This is a genomic window from Fuchsiella alkaliacetigena, from assembly GCF_023227765.1.
Classification (GTDB): Bacteria; Bacillota; Halanaerobiia; order Halobacteroidales; family Acetohalobiaceae; genus Fuchsiella; species Fuchsiella alkaliacetigena.
The window spans coordinates 1-16941 of the sequence record NZ_JALKBZ010000004.1 but is presented as its reverse complement, the minus strand read 5'-3'; the positions used below and the strand labels follow the sequence as shown (position 1 = coordinate 16941).

Genomic DNA, 16941 nt, shown 5'->3' with positions numbered 1-16941 from the left:
TCATCTAACTATTAAATTTAATAAACAAAGCACACTACTCTTTAGTAGCTAAGTTCATTCATTTACTACTACCAAATGCTTATAAGGAATTATAATATCTTCCTCATCAAATCTTTCCTTAATTCTGCGCTTAATTATCCGTTCTATTTTCCACTGTTCTAAAGGCTTTACCATAGCCATTATTCTAATATTAACACTGGAGTCCGCTAGCTCCTGTACTCCTAAAACTTCAGGGCCCTCTCTAATTACATCATACTCCTCTTCTAACTGCTGACTAACCTCTTGAATAACCTCTACTGCCTCTTGAATATCCTGCTCATAATCAATAGGCATATCCACTAACACTCTACTATTAGCAGCAGAATAATTAGTCACTTCCTCAATATGACTATTAGGTATAATATGCACATCCCCAGCAAAGCTCTTAATAGTAGTAATCCTTAAACCAATCTCCTGTACTATTCCTTCCAAAGAAGCTATCTCCACATAATCCCCTACCACAAACTGTTCTTCAAAAATAATAAAAAACCCCGTAATAATATCCTGCACTAAATCCTGAGCCCCAAAACCTATCGCCAAACCAACTACTCCTGCTCCAGCCAAAATAGAAGAAGTAGGAATCCCTAAAACCTCTAAAAACATAGTAGCAGCTATAAAGTAAATTACATATTTAACAGCACTTTTGGAAATTACCTTTAAAGTTTTATTCTTTTGTTGAGTATAATAATCTCCTTTTTCATGAAATAGATTATTAATTAATAGGTGAGCCAATTTTCTCAATAATTTAGTAATAACTATAATCGCTAATAACTGTACAACTATTAATAAAATTCCAATCAAAAAATCTTTATCAAAAATAGTAGTTTCTAATAAAACAAGTAACTGTGTCAACTCTACATTAATTAAGTCTACCATTTAATACCTCCTCATTTCATAACCCCACAGTACCACTCATCTTCAGGGTAAAATATCTTAGCTTAAATCTTTTACATGCTAATAATTCTGCAAGCTGTATAACTAATCCTTCCTAATTAAAAAATAGTTCCAATTAAAATAATTTGCTAATAAACAGTTATTAGTCTGGTAATTCATTCAAAAATATATTAAAATAATACTAGGTTAAGTTAAATTCAAAAATAAAATTAGTTAATGGAGGTGTCAACAATGAAATTACGTAAATTAGGTTGGCTAGGATTAATTGGCTTGGCAGGTTTAGTAGGAATAATTGTAGATGATCCTAGATGGTTTTCTCTCTTTGGCTTTTATGGCTTTTATGCTTTCTTCGCCTTAAGAAAAAGATAAAAATACCATCAGTTTAGAACTTAAACAAAAAAAATTGTCTACCCCTTAATCAGGTAGACAACTCCTATTTAGAATACTGAAATAACAGATCAAGTATACTATCTTAGCAAAAATAAGTTTAATCTGGGAAGGAGGAAAGTAACTAGCTTAGCTAATAATAAAACTACTAATATATTAAAAGCTAGTTAAGTTATTATGGCCGTTTATCTAATATCTTATAATTTAGATAACTCTAATCAAAATTACGATAAACTTTATAAACATATTAAAGAAATTAGTTCTTCCTGGTGGCATCATTTAGACTCCACTTGGCTAATCCAAACCCATATCTACAATGCATCACAAATAGCTAATATCCTTAAAAGAGAAATCAATGATAACGATGACTTATTGGTAATTAAAGTTGATAAAGATTACTCAGGTTGGCTACCTAAAGAGGCTTGGCAGTGGATCGAACATATGCTTTCTTAATCATAAGCACAGTTAAAATAAATAGTTAACAAATTATTCCTTGCTCTACCTTATGCTCTCTTTTGCATTGTTTAAAGTTTTTTTTCCAAAAATTAATTAAGTCTTCAATTGTCAAAACTCCCTTGCGATTAAGCTTTTTAAGCATATTTAAATAGATACGAGCCGTAATCAAAGCATCATTTAAAGAAGTATGTCGACCTATAACCGGTAAATTATTAACACCAGCTAAATAATCCAAAGAATAAGAATCCAAATAAGGATAGGTAAGTCTAGCTAACTCACAAGTATCTAACACTGCCAAATTCAACTTTCTATTACAGTATTTTTGCAGTTTGAAATTAATAAAAGAAGTATCAAAAGAAGCATGATGGGCTATCAAATGTCTACCATCAACAAAATCCAAAAAATCATTTAAAACTGTCATAATATCAGGACTATCTTTAACCATCTCTTCGGTAATTCCAGTCAGTTCAACCACCTTTTCTGGAATCCCGCGTTGAGGATTGACATAGGAATGAAATGAATCATAAGCTTCAATTTTTCCATCAATAATCGGCACTGCCCCAATAGATATAACCTCATCACCAGCAAAAGGCTTAAAACCTGTAGTTTCCAAATCAAAAACTACATACTCATTTTTTACTAGCGGCTGTTTAAAGTCAAGCTTAGTCTCTTTAGCTAATTTTTGCTCTACTTCTTTTAAAGTAGATTCATCAATCTCCAAATCACAGCTTTCTGACTTTAAACTTTTAAATCGAAAATAAATATCTTCAGCAAACGAAACTAAAAAAGACTTAGAGGCTCCCCCCCTATTAATAAACATTAAGCTCCTCCCCCTTATTTCCTTCACTTTTATTCATTATTTTCTAGATAACAAAAGCATGCCCAGTCAGATTCATCAACTCATCAACAGCTTTCAAGGATTCTTTTAGGGACTGATATTCTCCTTTGCTTAGCTGATCAGGATCAATATAGTTATCAGCTTCTTGACCTGACTCCACCTTATTTAAACCATCTCTAATTCTCAATCCCAATAACTGTTGATAGGCACTAATAAACTTATCTCTGCTCTCCTCAGAAATAGCCTTCTTTTCAGCTAATACTTCTAACCTTTCAAAGGTAGAACTTTCAGTAATCCCCTCTTTTAAAGCAAAAGCTCGTGTACAGTCTACCATTTGTACAGAACCACCTAACTTCAAATTAAGCTCTCCCCGATGTTCTTCAGAACTTTCAGTAATTAACCTCCCAAAGATACCTAAAGGAAGATCATTATATAAAGCAACCTTACCTAAATAAAATAAGGTAGTTTGACTTTGTTGAAACTTATCTATCAAATACTCTCTAATCCGTTGAGCTAAGTATCGCTCTCCATAGATAGGCCGAAAATCAAAAAAGATATTAAAGGCCCTAACTCTAGCAAAAGTTAAATCAGCTACCCACTGCCTAATAATTTCTTTCCACTTGCTAAAGGAATTGCGCCAATAATGGTTGCTGACCATCACTCCTCCATCACATTCTTCGAAGCCACATTTGACGAGTTTATCAACAACTTTTTCACCTAAAATTCTGAAATATTCTTGAACTTCTTCTTCTTTTTCTTCAGGATCAGCAAAAATAAAGGCGTTATCCTGATCTGTCCGCAAAAACTGCTCCTTACGACCAGCACTACCCATCTGTAAAAAACAGTAATCCACCGGCGGAACACCATAACCCTCCTGCTTCATCTCTTCTTCACAGAGCTTAATTACTCTCTTAGTTAAACGATCATTAAATTCAGTTATTAATTTACAGATCTCACGAGTCGATGCCTTCTCCACTACTAAAGCCTTTAATACTTTATCAACTTTTTTACGAGCTTCATTCAAACCAGCCACAGAGTTTTTAGTCTCTATCTCATTAACGATTGTTACTAAGCCAGCATCTCTAGTTTGAGCTAAATCACGAATAGTAACTATCCCTACTATCACATTTCGTTCAACTACTACTACGTGTTTAAGTTGATGCTTTACCATATTATATAAGGCTTGATAAAAAAAAGCGTTTTTAGGTACCGTTATCACTTCAGTAGACATAATCTCTTCAGCAACAACCTGCCCAGTATCCTTTTTTGCCGCTACCAGCTTATGAACCATATCTTTTTCAGTTATAATACCCACTGGCCTATTTCTTTTTTCAACTACCACTGAACTTACATTCTGTTTCTGCATAATTTCAGCTACTTGATCAACAGGCGTAGTTTTAGTACACGTCGCCACTGGAGAACTCATAACTTGAGAAACCCTTTTTCGAAAAGGATGAATATCAAGAGCATTATCTTCTTTCTGCTGATAATCTTCTCTTTTTAAAAGAGACTGATAGCAGGACTCCTTCCAATTAATCAAAGACTTTATTAAATGCTCTGCTAATTGAGGTTCCTCTTTAATTAATAACTGTAAATCTTTTTTACTTAACACAAGACATTTAGCATCATCAGCTGCTACAGCAGAACTACTGTAAATCTGCTTTTGACTAAAAACTTCTTCACCTAAAAAATCACCTGGATAACGATAGCCAATAGACTTACTAATTCCTAATTCATTACTAACAACTAGCTCTATAAATCCAGCTAAAATAATATAAAGCTTATTATCAACTTTCTCATTCTGTTCAAAAATATAATCATCTTCAACATAACTTTTTATTTTAGCTTCTGGAGCTACTTTAGCTAATAATTCTACTGCTGAAACTTCTGAACTAATAAACTCATCTAATATTTTTACTGCTTCCATAATATATCCTCCATAAGTAAAGCTTATTATTACTTTCTACGATTAGTATAACACAAAATTAGTAAAAAAACAATAATCTTCAGACAATTCTAATAATTGTGATCTTTTTAACAAGTCTTAAGATTATTCTGTTCAATCTTTAGGTAAAAACATTAAAGGCATGCCCAGTTAGTTTCATCAACTCATCCACAGCTCCCAAAGAATCTTTTAGAGCCCGATAATCCTCTTTATTTAGTTGCTGAGGATTAATATGGTTATCAACCTCTTCTCCTAACTCTAACTTATTTAAGCCATCTCTAATCCTCAAGCCTAATAATTGCTCATAAGCATTAATGAACTTATCCTTATCATCATTAGAAATTATACTCTCCTTTGCCAAAGCCTCTAATCTCTCAAAAGTAGAAGTTTTAATAATTCCTTCCAGCAAAGAAAAAGCTCGCACACAATCGACCATCTGCACACAACCACCTAGTTTTAAATTGATTTCCCCTTTATGTTCTTCGGAATTTTTAGTAATTAATCTTCCAAAAAGTCCTAAAGGAAGCTTATTTTGAAGTGCATACTTACCTATATTATGAGTTATTCTCGCATTTTTCTGAAAATACTTTAGTAACTTGTTTTTTAATTCTTTAGCTAAATAAAGATCACCATAAATGGCTCTAAAATCAAGAAAAATAGAAAGAGACCTAATCCTAATATTATCTAATTTTGCAAGCCACTTCTCCATAATCTCTACCCATTCAGCAAATGAGTTTCGCCAGTAATGATTATTAACCATCACTCCTCCATCACATTCTTCAAAGCCACATTTAACCAACTTATCAACAATTTTTTCACCTAAAATTCGAAAATATTCCCGAATTTCTTCTTCTTTTTCTTCATCATCAGCAAAAATAATGGCATTATCCTGATCCGTCCTTACAAACTGCTCCTTACGACCAGCACTACCCATCTGCAAAAAACAGTAATCTACCGGAGCTAAACCATAACCTTCCTGTTTCATTTCGTTTTCACAAAGCTCAATCACTCTTCTAGTTAAACGGTCATTAAACTCGGTAATCAACTGACAAATTTCTTTAGTTGATGCCTTTTCCACTACTAAAGCTTTTAAAACCTGGTCTACCTTTTGTCTAGCTTTATTTAATTCCGAAATAGAGCGTTGAGACTCTATTTCATTTACAGTAGTAACCAAACCAGTATTTCGAGTCTGTGCTAAATCACGAATAGTAACTATGCCTACTATTACTTCTCGTTCAACAACTACTACGTGTTTTAATTGATGCTTGACCATACTATATAGGGCTTGATAAAAGAAAGCATTTTTAGGCACCGTTATTACCTCGGTAGACATAATCTCTTCAGCTAAAACTTTATTAAAATCCTTTTTTTGAGCAATTAATTGATGTACTATTTCTTTTTCAGTAATAATTCCTACTGGCTTATCGTTCTCAGCAACTACTACCGAACTTATATTTCGTTTCTGCATAGCCTGAGCTACTTCCCAAATATGCGTTGTTCTAGCACAGGTTTCCACAGGAAAATTCATTACTTCAAAAATCTTTTTTCGAAAAGGATAGATTTTAATAGTCTCTTGTTGATCTCCTTGATAATCTTCTCGTCTTAAAAGCGCTTGGTAACAGGAGTCTTCCCAATCAATTAAAGAATTTAACAAATACTCTACAAACTTATGTTCTTTTTTGATTAATAGTTTTAAAGACTTTTTAGTTAATACAAAGCAGGAAACATCTTCAACTGCTAAAGCAAAATTATTATAGGTCTGCCTTTCGCTAAAGCTGCTAAAAGCTTCTTCACCTAAAAAGTCCCCTGGATAACGATAGTCAATAGATTTATTAACTCCCAGTTCATCACTGATAATTAACTCTACAAAGCCCTCTAAGATAATATACAATTCAGTTCTTGCTTGCTCATTCTGTTCAAAAATATAAGTACCTTCTGTATAGCTTTCAACTCTAGCTTCTGCTCCTGCCTCTGCTAATACTTCCTTTAATTCTTGAGCAGAAATTTCTAAATTAATTACCCGCGCCAGCATTTTTATACTCTTCATAATTCATCCTCCATAAATAAACAGTATTGTTCTTCTTTACTAAATTTTATTATAGCACAAAGCTTATTGAAGAGCAATAATACTCAAATAATTCTAATTATTATGACTTTTTTAAACAAAACTTATTAAAAGTTACTACTAAAAAGAAATATATCCGGAGAAGAATATAATCCTCCTCCGGAATCTAAGTAAGTCAGGTCAAGAAATTTATAGATATTAATCTTTAATTACTGATGAGTCGGACTATGCACTTTACGTACCATCATCCGTACCTCTTCAGGCGGTGGTGAGGTTAGCTTAGAAACAATGATTATAATAATAAAAGCCAAAGGAGCTGCTACGATAGCCGAAGATGTAGCGGGAATCCACGTATCCCAAAAGGCATGCCCGCGCATAAATAAGGCTGTTAAGGAGATAACAAGCCCTACAAGCATCCCGACAATAGCTCCTTCCTTGGTAGTTCTCTCCCACCACAGCCCTAAGAAAAAGACCGGGAAGATAGTACTACCAGCTATAGCAAAGGCCATACCTACTAAATCCGCAATTAAAGCCGGTGGATTTAGGGCTACGATAGTTACTGCAACCCCTAAACCTAGAGTAGTCAAACGAGCTACTACCAACTGCTGCTTTTCAGTAGCATCAGGTTTGATAATACTGGTAAAGAGATCGTGAGATACTCCAGCTGAAGCAGCCATAAATAGTCCCGAAGTAGTACTAAAGGAAGCTGCTACTGCCCCGGCTGCTAAAGCTCCTACTATAAACTGCGGTAAATCAGCAAATTGAGCCGCAATAACCACAATTACATCTGCCATTTCCGAAGTAACAGGATAAATACTATTGATATCGAAGTTTAACATATTTCCAAAAGTAGCATATGCAGGAGCACTCCAGTAAAGAACACAGATAAAGAAGAGACCCCATACACAAGACCAACGAGATGTCTTTTCGTCTTTAACTGTATAGAAACGAGTCAGTACATGTGGTAAACCACAGGTACCTACGATCATCGTAAAGGCTAGAGCAATCCATTGATAAACGCCAGCATTAGCAAAGGGCTCGGAAAACTCCCTAGCAATCTCGGTGGTTACATCACTGACCGCTGCTCCATAGCCAATTTGAGGAATTGCCGCAAAATAACCTAAGCGACTAGCAATTAAGAATAATGGGATCAGATAAGCAATAATCAAGATTGCGTACTGAATAGCTTGATTTCGAGTAACTCCTAACATACCGGCTAGCAAGATATAACTAATCACAGCTATGGTTCCTACTATCACTCCGGTACTATACTCCATTCCAAAGATATAACCAAACATCAAAGCAATACCTCTATACTGAGCCACGGCATAAACAAAACCAATAATTACTGTAGTTACAGCAGCAATACCCCGGGCCCAATTAGAGTAATAACGATCACCTATAAAGTCAGGTGCCGTATACTTACCGTACTTTCGAATCTGAGTTGCCATAAAGATCAACAGAATAAAGTATCCAGTAGTCCAACCAACTATATAGGCTAGACCAAAAAATCCTAATAAACCAATAGTTCCTGCCATACCTAAGAAACTAGCAGCACTCATCCAGTTTCCGCCAATAGCCATTCCATTTTCAATTGCCCCTACTGAACGACCAGCTACCCAATAGTCATCTACATCAACAACTTTTCTGGTAATTCCTACAATTACAAAGAGAGCAATAATACCAATCATTAATAATGCAGGACCCAGTTTAAAACTAATGTCAAGACCGACAGCTACTTCTTCCATTTTCCTCCACTCCTTTCGTTGTTAAGGTTTAATGTCCTGCTTCTTCATCATCATCCTCGTCTAAGATTCCGTATTCTGAATGGAAACTATCCATTCTGTAAGCAAAGACTCCGCTTAAAACCAAAGCTGTTAACGGAGAACCCTGAGCAGTCATCCACCAAGCAAACGGGAAACCTAAAAATCTAGCTCTCCATAAAGGACCAGCTCCAGTAGCAGTTTCAGCAGTCAACCACAGTAAGATCGGACCTCCAAAAACAACTACTACCCAAATGATAAATGTAGTCCAAATGATAAATAAGCTTTCTCTCATAAAATCAGTACCTGGACTGATCAGATTTACCTCTTTAGAAAGATAATCCACTTCTTCTTTGTTTTCAATTGCCATTAAAAACACCTCCTGATTAATAGTTGATTTACTTAGACTTTGACAACCCTGTACAAGCTTTGTTTAAAATCACTTTTCCCTCTTAAATTCATCTGCCAATATTAAAAAACTCACCTCCTCTTTTAATATTCAAGCTCAACTAGTATCAAGTTCATTATTGCTAATATTAGCAATAATCTTATTATTCTTATAAGTTTTTATATTGCCATGATTATGAATCTTATAAATGTTTTAAATTTTCTGACAATTAACTTGTAATATATTTATTCAAGATAAATTGGAATATTCCTGCAAGAATAATAAATTTTTTTAAAAAATTTTATAATTAACGTTAAATAGAATAAATAATTATTTTTTTAAGCATTTTTTCTACTTTAACAGTAAAGGTTCTTATTTATAGCAAGAGTATTTTTTCTTCAGTTTCTAATTGATAATAATAACCAGGTCTAATCCGAATAGACCGCCCCTTCTTTTCTAACACAATCTGACCATAATCTACTACCTCTCGATTCGGCTTCATCTCTAAAGCTAACTTATCAACTAAATACTCTCTATCTTCCTGAGTAAAGTCTATATCCGCTTTGGATAAACCTTTGGTATCAATCCGCAAAACTGTTATTAGTTCTAACCAAGAATTATTAGCATCTATTTTTTGTAGTTCATATTCAGCAATATACCTAAAATTGGCTAAGCACTCACTTAAACCCAAAGAAATGGAGTATACAGTCTTATGCTGAACTAAGTAACTCTTTAGTTTTTGATAAGTACTAGTTTGACTATGCCAAAAGTAAATTCTATATTTGACATCCTTCAGCAGTTCAGTTTTAATCCGAGTTCTATTATCAATACGAGCCATCAATTTAGCTGACTTAGTATCGATCAAATTCAGATTAACTCTAGTTTTTTTAATAGGCTTTTTGATCTGAATCCCTATCTTACACTGACCCGGCTTAAAATAATTTAAGTAGTTATCTTTACTTAAGCCTAAAATAGCCCCTATTATGCCGTAAAGAGTAGTTTTAGGAGGAATAGAAAAGGTCAAAGGAGAGGTAGTAGTATAGTATTTTTTAAAATGAGCATAGTCGGCCCAAATATCGAAAACTAATACTTTGTTGATATCGATTTTCCCCACCTCCTTGAATAACTCAAAAAACAATTCTCTTAAAACCATCAATCTCAGCCAATTGTACCTCCGTCCCTTCAGCAATCAGTTGAAGTCTAGGATTAAGCAAGTATTCAACAGAGTCCACTTTATCCCAAAATCTATTTAATATCTTTAATAGCCCAGTAATATCCAGTTGATAATCAACAACATCTCTAAGCTGCTCCCCTCGCTTTTCCGTAACTAATTGCAGATAATTTTTCAGTTCACCAATAAAAAAGTTTTTCTCAGAATAATTAACCTTTAATAACAAGCGAGGAGTCTGCCCTATCTTACTGCGACTATGTAAACTTTTAGTCCCCTTCCAGATTCCTTCCAGCAACAACTGTACATCCTCTTCGGTTAAGTTAGTCTTTTGGCCGGTATTTTCATTAATGATTCCGTAAAAACCAATCAAAGAATAGCTAAGTATATACTCCTCGCGAAAAGTCTTTTTACTCTTTCCTGTCTGCGAAGCAAAAGCCCCAGTTCCTTTAATATATTTTAACTCCACAGGATGTAAAGAACGGCCCATTTGAAATTGAACGGGCCCGGTATAAGTAATAGAATCTTCCGCTAAAGGAATTACCCCACCAAAAAGCCTCACATCAATACAGCTTTCCAATATTAACTCAGGATCCTCGGCAAAATCTTTAGCTCGAGTCTTACTATCCTGAATACCATCTTTAGTCTTTATTTCGCGCACAAAGATATCTTTATTTTTAGACTGCCCATCATAGCCTCGATATTCATAGAGATAATCTCTAATAGTTCTTTTTAAACGTACGTCAGTAACTAAATTAACTCCCGTTTCTTTATCAAGACGAGGCTTATTCTCATCCAAAGGATCACCATTAGGATTAGCATCTTTGATATCATAAAGAAAAACTAACTCGCTTCTTTGCTGCAATAGTGGCATCAATTGCTGACCTCCCATCTCTTATCCTGAGGCTGAAGTTTAGTAGCCTGGCTCATTCCAAAGGCAAAGTAAAAAGAAAGTTTATTATTGGTGATTGAATTAAAATCACTATCTACAAAAAGATCTGTCATTAGCTTCTTTAATTTTTTTAACTGTAGAGCAGAGATTTGAAGATAATCATTCAGCTTAGTAAATAATTCAGGATGAAGATCTTCTAAAAGCTTTTGGTTCAATTTTAAACCATTCAATTTATCTCTAAAAGGAGCAATCCCGTTATACTCTTTCTTTTGTAAATTCAATATTTTTTGAGTAAATAAACCTTGTAGAAAGATCAGTTGTTTAATCTTAGAATCCAAAACATCACTCTGCTCAGCTAAAAAATTTATTATTGGAAATTCAATCTCATCAAAAAACTTTAAACAGCCTTCCACTTCTTGCTCACCCCAGTTCAACAGTTCCAACTGCTGCAAAAACTTCAAAATCATTACTGCTTTCAGAGTATCACTCCAAATAGAACGTTTAGCTCTAAATTTTTCCTGTAAATGATCAGCAAATCTCTCCATTAATAGTGCTTCCGAAAGTCTTTGGCCAGTAAAAATACTACTGATAATCTCCAAAAACTCTGTAGTAAAGTCCAGTTTATGCTCACGATTTATATAAAAGAAGTTAGCAATCAGTTCAAGTTTAAACTTTAAATCTAGCGAAGCATCACTAACTGCTAGATTTTTAAATAACTCTTCTTCCTCAACTCTCTCTTTAACAGCAAATATCCTTCGTAAGTAAGTTGGAGTAATGTTTTCCACATATAACAAAATTCGAAAAGCACTATTCTGCTGTTCATAAAATAATAGATTAAAACTAATAAAGTTCTCAAGCTCACTCATCGACCTAAAGAAATCCTTTTTAGCATTAGTTAAATTCTTTCCCTCTGTTTTAGTTTCCAAAGTTTGAACTTGATTTAAATACTCTAAAATTTTAAAAAGCTCCTGCTTATCTTCATTTTTACTATTAAAAATTGTCTTAGGGATAATGAAGTAATCAATTCCACATAAATTAGTCTTTAATTTATTTTCCAGGTACTTTCTACCTAAACTTAAAGCCTTAGCACATTTAGGACAGACAGGATAGTTTCTCCAAGCCTGCTGGCGATTAAAACCTCCCGTAGTAAAGCCTGGTTTATCTAAGGTATAGAAAGAAAAAGTCCCTACATAGCCATAAGTTTTATCAGCCTGCTGCGAACAGATATAACAGAGGTTATTTTCACCAATAGACTTCTGCTCCTGTTTAAGATAGGAGCTTTTATAGTAAAACTGTTTTTCATAACTCTCCATCAGTAACTCCACAAACTCCTGAAAGTCTCCCACATACTTCAAAGTACTATCCTTATTCTTGAAGGCTATAGTCAGTATAGCCTCATCAGAATACTTTATTTCAGCTAGCCGATTATATATTTTGCTAGCCACTTGCTGCTCTTGAAACTGCTCATAGATTGCTAAAATTATTTCCTCGCTCTTCTTTTTTCCTTTCAATCTACTATAAATTTTCTGCAAAGGACGCTGGATTCTTTGAAAAGTCTTTTCTAAATCGGTCAATTTAGAAGTAGGTGTTAGATCTCCCCCACGAGGACTACCATACTTATAAGCATACTTAGTCAACTTTTCTTTACTAAAATCTTCAACTACTACTTTATCAAAAACTATCTGAGCTGCCTCTTCTTTAAAAGCAATCACCAATACAGTATTATAACTACCTCTGGAGTTAGGATTATCTACTATCTGAGCTAACAAATCTTGATCTGAACTCTCTCTTTTATAATCCCCTATCGATTTCAAAGCATGAATCAAAGTTATCACTCCCTCCAAATAATAGCTAATCTTTTTTCGCTTCAATTATTGTCCCAAAACCTCTAGCAGATGATTTGCCAAGACCTATATATTCGGGTAAAAAAATATTTGTTTGAAAATAACCTATAAAACCGATCATTAACTGACCCTTAAAGTTAACCTCCACCTCTTCTAACTGTGAAACTACCTTAATCTCCTCTTCTACCCACCAATCTACTCCTTTAGCAAAACTAAGAATATTACCGATTAATATTTTAGCTAAAAACTGTTGCTGTTGTGCTAAACAGCTATCCTGTATTTCCGCGGAATAAAATCTATAATTTTCCTGATTCAAAGCTAGCCAAGGAGAAAAAAATCGATATCGATATTTCAACTGATCAATCTTAGAAAGTACCTTCAGCTTTTCAGCGATAACCTGCAGTTCCTTTTCGGGATCTACATATAACCGTTGTCCTAAAGTTAGTTTATCAATTTCCAAAAAGTTTTGGCTTAAAAGTTCAGCTCCTTTAGCTAAACCAATTACTGTAGGCTGTCCTTGATATATCTTATACTGGATTAAGGGGTAAGCATATCTATAACCACCGTCTTGATGGTGATTATGAAAGAGTATATTTTCAAAGCGCTTAGCAAAGAAACCTCTTAATTTATAACCATAACTTAAAGGAAGTTGATCTGCTAATTTGAATTTTAATACTGCTTTTTTTATCTTCATTACTCTTAAGCACTCCTTCATTTTGTATTATATTCATAATATTCTGAATATTAATAATAAAAAAACTATTCAGTTATTATTTTAACATTATTCATAGAAAAGTTCAATCATTACTCAGCAAAAACCATAATAATAAATAAAAAAGGAGTCCCGTATAGGACTCCTTTTTTAGAAATAATCTATATTATTGCTTGCGCATAATAAACGATTATAACTTAGTTACATTTTCAGCTTGAAGACCTCTATCGCCTTCAACTACTTCAAACTCTACTTCTTGACCTTCATCCAAAGTTTTGAATCCATCCTCCTGAATAGCAGAGAAATGTACAAATACATCATCTTCTCCCTCAACTGTGATAAATCCATAACCTTTTTTCCCGTCAAACCACTTTACTGTTCCTGTTTTCATAAAATTTATTCCTCCTAATTTGTCTGGCTTAATAGCCAACAAACATATATTATCACGATATACAGTCGTTGTCAAGAAAAAGCTACTATTATCTCCAAAAAACTTTAAATTATTATTACTCAATTCCTAAAATTCAAACCTCATCTTCAAGGTCTTTTACTAGTGATTTAGGAATTCTATCCAAAAAATCCAATACCACATCCGGTCTATCGGTTATATAGCCACTGGATTGAAAGTGAGCCAAAACTTTAACCTGCCACAGTTCATTGATAGTATAAGGAAAAACAAAAAGCCCTTTTTCGTGAGCCGCAGCAATATACCAAGGCCAGCTCATAAAACCTTTAGTACCTAAACCATCAGCTAAACCCTCTGCTCTTCCCAACCAGTGGGCCCAACTCCGCCGAGTAATCATATTATCAGTAATTAATAAAAGTCGAGGAATCTCTGGAATTAACTCTTTAAACTCTCTTAAGCTATCCTCTTTAAAAGAAAAAAATATAGTTTTAGCAAAGTCCTCTTTTTCCTTATCAGCCGCTAACCAACCCTCTTCCTCTAAAATATCGACTATTTCTGCTTCAATACCTGGATACTTTTGAGAATCTTTAGTTTCCAAGATTAAACCGGGAGTATGTTCGCCACCTTTAGCAATCTCAATCAGCTCTGTTAAAGTAAGAATCTCCAAACCCTGATACTCCTCCCGAGCATAGCGAGAAGTTTGGTTAAACCAGCTCCCGAAATCCAACTTTTTTAACTCTTTATAGGTAAAACTTCCTACTGGATCATCTTTTCTTTTCGGAAAAATCTCCTCTACATTAGAAGTTCTACCCAAAGTTTGATCGTGAATAACCACTATTTCTCCGTCCTTAGTTCTTTGCAAATCTGCCTCCAAATAATCAGCTTTCATCTCTCGCGCTTTAATATAAGCAGCAGCAGTAGACTCCGGAGCTTCTATAGAAGCTCCTCGATGAGCAATCACAGTTGGATAAGGAATACCCTGCCGATTAAGTATTTCTTCTCCCTGTAAATCGGGATTTATTAAATAATAACCACCATAAAACAGCATGAAAAAAGAAAATAAAATCGCCATGATAATAGCTAATTTCACTTTCATTTATTTAACCCACCCTTGATTAATTCTGAGCCCGCTCTGTAACTAAGATCTTCTTTCTTAAATATTCCATAATATCCAACACCTTATCCTTTTCTTTCGTCGGTAGCTCTACTTTTTCCTCTCTTCTATCCTCAAGATAACCTATTTTTTCAAACTCTCCTAACTGCTCAACAAAAAGATGGTCTTTATACAGAACCTGAGGCAGTTCATGCATAAAAATAACTGGAGCTTCCTCACCTTTCAATAGCGAAGAACCAATAAAACCCTCTGGTTTCGTTTCCGCACCCATTATATCTAAAATCGTAGGTGCCAAATCAGTAATAGTACCAGTCTTTTCAATAGTACCGGCTTCAAGCTCGGGATGCTTAATCAATAAGGGGATATGTTCTGGCTTTTTGACATTTTTATCGAGCTTAAAGTCTACACTTGAAGAGTATTCTGGAGTATCAATACTAGCATCATGATCTGAATAAATAACAAATAAAGTATCTTCCTTTAAGCCTTTTTCTGCTAATCCTTCAATAAACATTTCTAAAGACTTGTCTACAAAGGAAATAGATTGAAAGAAGTCATGAAGCAGTTGATCTTCAATATCACTATAAGCTTCTATAGTTTGATCGTCAGGATAAAAACTAAAGGGAGTATGGCTAGTTACAGTAATGAAATAAGCAAAAAATGGACTATCAGCTTCTGCTAAGTAATCTAAAGACTGCTTAAAGAAATCATAATCGTTTATCCCCAGATAACCCTCTTCCATCTCCATCACCCGATCAGCACTAGAAAAGTCCTCTCGACTATAAAACTCATCAAAGCCTAGCTCAGGATAGGCCAGATGTCGATTAAAGAACCTTTTATCATTACCATGAAAAGCTAGAGTCTCATATCCCTGCTTTCCTAAAACTCTAGCTAAAGAATCGAATTCCGTCATATCATTATTTTTAAAGGTATCAGTTCTATTAACTGGATACAATGAAGTTAACAGCGAAAAGTCAGCATCAAAACTCCCATTCACATGTTTAGTGTAAAAGTTCTCAGCATAGAGACTATCCTCCTTAAGCTCATTCAAAAAAGGAGTTAACTGACGCTCATTATGCTCATAACCAAGTAATTTCTCATCTAAAGACTCCACTTGAATAACAATTATATTGCTATCTTCTTCAATTAATGCTTCCCCATCCAGTTCATCCGCTAATAAAAAAGGGGGAGTTTCCGGCTTAACTGCATATGATCTATCTACATAAACAGATTCATAAAGTTCATATAAATAAAGCGGAATAACCCCATATACATTAACAAATCCGGAAGTACTTCTATTATAAAGTTCTGGCGCTGTTTTATTGTTTAACAATAAATTAGTAGTAAAAACCTGAATAATTAATAATAAAGCTATAACAACCCCCGCTAAAACCCGAGGTTTTTTCTGGCTCTTCTTAATAGGTAATCTATCCCCAAACTGATTACTAATACTTCCTTGCTTATCCTTAAACAAGAAGGCAGCTAATAAAATTAGATCTACGATAAAAACAAGATCCCAATAATTAATAATATGACTAAACAAAACCTTACTAGAACCACCAGCTTCACTTCTAGCCATATCAACAACACTTAAATAGTTGCCAAAATAGCGATTATACCAAAGATTTGCTAAAAAGAACAATGAAAATAAGGATAGTATTAATAATAAAAAAATACGACCTTTTTTAATTTTTAGCATAGGAAATAGAAAATAAACACTAAATAAAATAAAAACTAAATTTTTGAAAATAACCCCGGTAAAAGAAGGAACATTAAATATCTGGATTAGAAGATAGTTATATTTAATCAAAAATCCTAGCAAAAAAGTTACAGCAAAACATTTTTGTTTTTTTGTTAAATTATTTAAACCTTGCATTTATACTCCTCCTAATAGCTATGGTGCAATAAAATTATATAAGACTTCGAGTTTAATATCAAGCATTTTCTTTTTCAGATCAGGGCAATCGCATGAATAAATTTTATTTTAAAACTCAATCTTATTTCTTATACTCAGTTTGAATTTAAAAAATGCA

General features: G+C 33.9%; 15 protein-coding genes. 2 read left to right on the top strand and 13 right to left on the bottom strand.

Translation table 11 applies throughout. The features are described 5' to 3' along the window. Positions 1-54: 54 nt before the first annotated feature. Complete coding sequence (locus MWH30_RS01860; RefSeq protein ID WP_248662345.1) at positions 55-915, bottom strand: mechanosensitive ion channel family protein; 861 nt, start codon at positions 913-915, stop codon at positions 55-57. A gap of 249 nt (positions 916-1164) precedes the next feature. On the opposite strand from MWH30_RS01860, the gene MWH30_RS01855 reads away from it, so the two are divergent. Together MWH30_RS01855 and MWH30_RS01850 are read left to right on the top strand one after the other, a co-directional pair. Beyond that, on the top strand, positions 1165-1302 hold the full coding sequence (locus MWH30_RS01855; protein WP_248662344.1) for a DUF3796 domain-containing protein: 138 nt from the start codon (positions 1165-1167) through the stop codon (positions 1300-1302). Between the two features lie 195 nt (positions 1303-1497). Further along, positions 1498-1773 (top strand): hypothetical protein, encoded by a 276-nt coding sequence (locus MWH30_RS01850; protein WP_248662343.1) that lies wholly within the window; start codon positions 1498-1500, stop codon positions 1771-1773. A gap of 25 nt (positions 1774-1798) precedes the next feature. On the opposite strand, the gene MWH30_RS01845 is transcribed toward MWH30_RS01850, so the two are convergent. From MWH30_RS01845 to MWH30_RS01790, 12 genes are all read right to left on the bottom strand, one after another. Then, positions 1799-2596 carry a 3'-5' exonuclease gene (locus MWH30_RS01845; RefSeq protein WP_248662342.1) on the bottom strand — a complete coding sequence of 266 codons (798 nt, stop codon included), beginning with the start codon at positions 2594-2596 and terminating at the stop codon, positions 1799-1801. Positions 2597-2639: 43 nt separating this feature from the next. Continuing rightward, positions 2640-4541 carry a DUF294 nucleotidyltransferase-like domain-containing protein gene (locus MWH30_RS01840; protein WP_248662341.1) on the bottom strand — a complete coding sequence of 634 codons (1902 nt, stop codon included), beginning with the start codon at positions 4539-4541 and terminating at the stop codon, positions 2640-2642. Positions 4542-4680: 139 nt separating this feature from the next. Then, positions 4681-6606, bottom strand: a complete 1926-nt coding sequence (locus MWH30_RS01835) for a DUF294 nucleotidyltransferase-like domain-containing protein (protein WP_248662340.1) — start codon at positions 6604-6606, stop codon at positions 4681-4683. 227 nt (positions 6607-6833) lie between these two features. Then, positions 6834-8372: a VC_2705 family sodium/solute symporter gene (locus MWH30_RS01830; RefSeq protein WP_248662339.1), complete on the bottom strand. Its 1539-nt coding sequence runs from the start codon at positions 8370-8372 to the stop codon at positions 6834-6836. A gap of 28 nt (positions 8373-8400) precedes the next feature. Beyond that, positions 8401-8757, bottom strand: a complete 357-nt coding sequence (locus MWH30_RS01825) for a DUF4212 domain-containing protein (protein ID WP_248662338.1) — start codon at positions 8755-8757, stop codon at positions 8401-8403. A 394-nt stretch (positions 8758-9151) separates the two neighbouring features. Next, the gene (gene cas5b / locus MWH30_RS01820) at positions 9152-9889 is read right to left on the bottom strand and encodes a type I-B CRISPR-associated protein Cas5b (protein WP_248662337.1); all 738 of its coding nucleotides are present in this window, start codon (positions 9887-9889) and stop codon (positions 9152-9154) included. Positions 9890-9902: 13 nt separating this feature from the next. Next, positions 9903-10817: a type I-B CRISPR-associated protein Cas7/Csh2 gene (gene cas7b / locus MWH30_RS01815; RefSeq protein ID WP_248662336.1), complete on the bottom strand. Its 915-nt coding sequence runs from the start codon at positions 10815-10817 to the stop codon at positions 9903-9905. Continuing rightward, positions 10817-12670: a TIGR02556 family CRISPR-associated protein gene (locus MWH30_RS01810; protein ID WP_248662335.1), complete on the bottom strand. Its 1854-nt coding sequence runs from the start codon at positions 12668-12670 to the stop codon at positions 10817-10819. Before MWH30_RS01810 ends, cas7b begins: the two co-directional genes overlap by 1 nt. A gap of 16 nt (positions 12671-12686) precedes the next feature. Next, positions 12687-13373 (bottom strand): CRISPR-associated endonuclease Cas6, encoded by a 687-nt coding sequence (locus MWH30_RS01805; protein ID WP_248662334.1) that lies wholly within the window; start codon positions 13371-13373, stop codon positions 12687-12689. 208 nt (positions 13374-13581) lie between these two features. Next, a complete protein-coding gene (locus MWH30_RS01800; RefSeq protein WP_248662333.1) occupies positions 13582-13782 on the bottom strand; it encodes a cold-shock protein in 201 nt (66 codons plus the stop codon). A 133-nt stretch (positions 13783-13915) separates the two neighbouring features. Beyond that, the gene (locus tag MWH30_RS01795; RefSeq protein ID WP_248662332.1) at positions 13916-14893 is read right to left on the bottom strand and encodes a glycerophosphodiester phosphodiesterase family protein; all 978 of its coding nucleotides are present in this window, start codon (positions 14891-14893) and stop codon (positions 13916-13918) included. A 19-nt stretch (positions 14894-14912) separates the two neighbouring features. Beyond that, entirely contained in the window at positions 14913-16784 is a 1872-nt protein-coding gene (locus MWH30_RS01790) for an LTA synthase family protein (RefSeq protein WP_248662331.1), read from the bottom strand. Positions 16785-16941 lie beyond the last annotated feature (157 nt).